We start from the raw sequence: 299 nt of genomic DNA on the forward strand, positions 1-299 counted from the left end.
GCTTCCAGCCCGTTGGTACGGTGCTATTCGTGTCAACAGTTTGATCGGTAACGCCATTAACCGTGTCGGTCTTAACCGTGTTGTTGTCTTTGTCAGTGTAGACAATCTTGGCCGTTTGAGCGTTGGCCGTGTAATCAATCGTTACATTGGCATCTTTAGTGCCGTCAACAACCGTCTTGGCTTCGACCGTGGCTTGGCTTGGCGTGTAGCCGTCAACCGTTGGTACGGGGTATGCCGGCCATTGCGCTGTTGACCAATCACCATAGACAACGGAGCCATCAACCATATCAACCGTGGCA

The 299-nt window shown here is 52.2% G+C and carries 1 protein-coding gene; it reads right to left on the reverse strand.

All coding sequences use genetic code 11. The features are described 5' to 3' along the window. On the reverse strand, positions 1–299 hold a 299-nt coding region (locus tag ACLUWI_RS10460; protein WP_412147255.1), incomplete at both ends, for a mucin-binding protein.

The sequence above is a fragment of the Limosilactobacillus mucosae genome, from assembly GCF_046939755.1.
Lineage (GTDB): Bacteria > Bacillota > Bacilli > Lactobacillales > Lactobacillaceae > Limosilactobacillus > Limosilactobacillus mucosae_A.